The sequence below is a fragment of the Bradyrhizobium sp. SHOUNA76 genome (assembly GCF_023006445.1).
Classification (GTDB): Bacteria; Pseudomonadota; Alphaproteobacteria; order Rhizobiales; family Xanthobacteraceae; genus Bradyrhizobium.
In genome coordinates this window covers 1-2,825 of the sequence record NZ_JALBHA010000663.1, presented here as the reverse complement: position 1 = coordinate 2,825, position 2,825 = coordinate 1, and the positions used below count along the sequence as shown (strand labels likewise).

Annotated in this window: 4 protein-coding genes; 2 read left to right on the top strand and 2 right to left on the bottom strand. The window is 63.2% G+C overall.

Going from position 1 to position 2,825, the window contains the following annotated elements; genetic code table 11:
• Together MOV74_RS35275 and lgt are read right to left on the bottom strand one after the other, a co-directional pair.
• A partial coding sequence (locus MOV74_RS35275) for an SAM-dependent methyltransferase (RefSeq protein WP_246931729.1) occupies positions 1-625 on the bottom strand: 625 nt, incomplete at its 3' end.
• Between the two features lie 22 nt (positions 626-647).
• Positions 648-1,493, bottom strand: coding sequence for a prolipoprotein diacylglyceryl transferase (gene lgt / locus MOV74_RS35270; RefSeq protein WP_246931727.1), 846 nt, complete (start codon positions 1,491-1,493; stop codon positions 648-650).
• A 208-nt stretch (positions 1,494-1,701) separates the two neighbouring features.
• Here lgt and MOV74_RS35265 point away from each other — a divergent pair, with 208 nt between their 5' ends.
• Both MOV74_RS35265 and MOV74_RS35260 read left to right on the top strand, forming a co-directional pair.
• Positions 1,702-1,953, top strand: coding sequence for an accessory factor UbiK family protein (locus tag MOV74_RS35265; protein WP_135170330.1), 252 nt, complete (start codon positions 1,702-1,704; stop codon positions 1,951-1,953).
• A 269-nt stretch (positions 1,954-2,222) separates the two neighbouring features.
• Positions 2,223-2,825 (top strand): 50S ribosomal protein L25/general stress protein Ctc (locus tag MOV74_RS35260; RefSeq protein WP_246931724.1); only part of this gene is annotated, 603 nt, incomplete at its 3' end.

Below are 2,825 nucleotides of genomic sequence, written 5' to 3'. Positions count from 1 at the left end.
CGGCGCGCACCAGGGGCGGCAGCAGCACGTCGAAGCGTGGCGTCGGCTCGGGCGCCGCGCCGAATTGAAGCTTGCCGTTGGGATCGATCTCGATCACGCGCTCATGCCAGCCATTCTCGAGCCTCACCATCTGGTGGATCGGCAGCACGTCGAAATATTCGTTGGCGAGGATGATGCTCGGTCCTTCCGGCACGTCGTCGATGCTGTCGTGCCAGTCGATGTTGCGCACGTTCGCCAGCGTTGCGCCCTGCCGTTCGCGCAAGACGGGATTGACCTCGACCATGTGGATATGAAGCGCCTGGTACAGCGGTGGCAGCACGCGGAGTGCGCGCAGCGCGTCCGCCATCATGGTGCCGCGGCCGGGGCCGAGCTCGATCAGCCTCAAAAATTGCGGCGAGCCCATCTGCTTCCACACCGAGGCGGTCCACAGTCCCAGGAGCTCGCCGAACATCTGGCTGACCTCGGGCGCGGTGGTGAAGTCGCCCTCACGGCCCAGCGGATCGCGCGAGACGTAATAGCCATGGCGCGGATGCATCAGGCACAGTTCCATGTACCGCCAGACCGGCATGGGGCCCGAGGCTTTGATCAGCGCCTTGATCTCGTCGAGTAGCGGCTGGTCGGTCACGGTGTACTTTCTCGAAATGGAATTAACTGTTGGCCTCGATGGGCTTCGGCGCACCGCGCCGCACTGCCAATACAATAAGTATGAGGCCGACAATAAGCATCGGGATCGACAACAGCATGCCCATGGTTAACCCGCCCCAGAGGAAGCCGAGCTGGGCGTCCGGTTCGCGGAAATGCTCGCCGATGATCCGGGTCAGGCCGTAGATCAGGATGAAGCTGCCGAGGATCATGCCGGGCCGCTTCAGCGCACCAAGGCGGATCATGATCGCGAGCACCGTGAACAGCAGGATGCCTTCCATCCCGGCTTCGTAGAGCTGGCTTGGATGGCGCGGCAATTGGGTCGGATCATCGGGAAAGATCATCGCCCAGGGCAGGCTCGCATCGGTGGCGCGGCCCCACAACTCGCCCTTGATGAAATTCGCAATGCGCCCGAGCAGCAGTCCGACCGGAGCGACGGCGGTGGTGATGTCGCCGAGCGACAGGATCGAGATGCCGTTGCGATAGGCGAACCACATCACCGCGACGACGCAGCCGAGGAAGCCGCCGTGGAACGACATGCCGCCCTCCCACAGTTTGAAGATCGCTGCGGGATGCGAGATGAAGAAGGGCAGATTGTAGAACAGCACGTACCCGGTGCGGCCGCCCAGGATGATGCCGAGCGTGACCCAGAGAATGAAATCGTCGATCTGAAGCAGCGAGATCGGCGCGGGCCTGCCCCACAGGCGCTCGCTCTTCAGGAGCGAGCGCGCATACAGCCAGCCGAACACGATGCCGCTGATATAGGCCAGCGCGTACCAGCGGATGGCGAACGGTCCGAGCGCGACGGCGACCGGATCGATGGATGGGAAGTCAATGAGCAGAAAGGGCATCGCGCCTTCTATATCTAGACGAGATTGCGGCGAAGAGGACCAGCGGACGCCGTCTGATTCTTGTTATGCCGGGACGTTGAATACGATTGCAAGGAAAGCGGTTCATGACAAGGATACCGCCGATCGGCACTTGAACCGTTTCGATCGGATTGCCATTGTCTTTTCGAGAGTTTGCGCCAAGCTAATCTGAGGCCGCCAGGAGACCGAAATGACCCAGACCAACAACCGGTTTTTCGACGAGATCGGCCGGCTGATGAACGATGCCGCCGGTGCCGCCCAGGGCGTCAAGCGCGAGTTCGACACGGTGATGCGCACCCAGGCTGAAAAATTCCTGCGCGACATGGATCTGGTCAAGCGCGAGGAGTTCGAGGCCGTCAAGGATATGGCGCGCCTGGCGCGCGAGGAGAACGAGGCGCTGAAAACGCGGATTGCGGCGCTGGAGGCCAAACTCGGAGGGTAGTCACCGGTCCCGTAGCCCGGATGGAGCGCAGCGAAATCCGGGGGCCGCTCTCACCGGTCGTGCGATCTCCCCGGATTTCGCTCCGCGCCATCCGGGTTACAAGATGCCATCCGGAACAACCCGCCAGCCCATTCTCCTTGTCATTTCCGCATCTTCCGGGTAAAAGCCCGCCACGTCCGCGGCCCCCGCACCCCTGGAGGCTTGCTGCGGCGTATGCCATGGGCCGCCTTGCGGCCCATTAACTTTTGCAAAAACAAGGACTTAACGACATGGCGACGACCGTCAAGGAATTGAAGGCGACCGCACGTCCGAAGAGCGGCAAGGGGGCCGCCCGGGCTGAGCGTCGCGCCGGGCGAGTGCCCGGAGTGATCTATGGCAACAACCAGCCCCCGGTGACGATCTCGATTGAAGATCGCGAACTGCGCCAGCGCATCCTCGCCGGCCGGTTCCTGACCACGCTGGTCGACATCGATCTCGAGGGCAAGAAGCACCGCGTGATTCCGCGCGACTACCACCTCGATCCGGTCAGGGACTTCCCGATCCATGTCGACTTCATGCGGCTCGGCGAAGGCGCCACCATCCGCATCAGCGTGCCCTTGCATGTGGTGAAGTCGGAATCGTCACCCGGCGTGAAGCGCGGCGGCACCGTCAACATCGTCGCCCACGCGATCGAGCTCGAATGCGGTGTCGAGAGCATTCCGCAGTACATCGAGGCCGATGTCGGCTCGCTCGAAATCGGCCACTCGCTGCATCTGTCCGACGTCAAGCTGCCGGCCGGCGTGAAGGCGCTGGCCCGCGAGGACGCGACCCTCGTCACCATCGTGCCGCCGTCAGGCTACGCCGAAGAGCAGAAGGCCGCCGCTGCGGCTGCC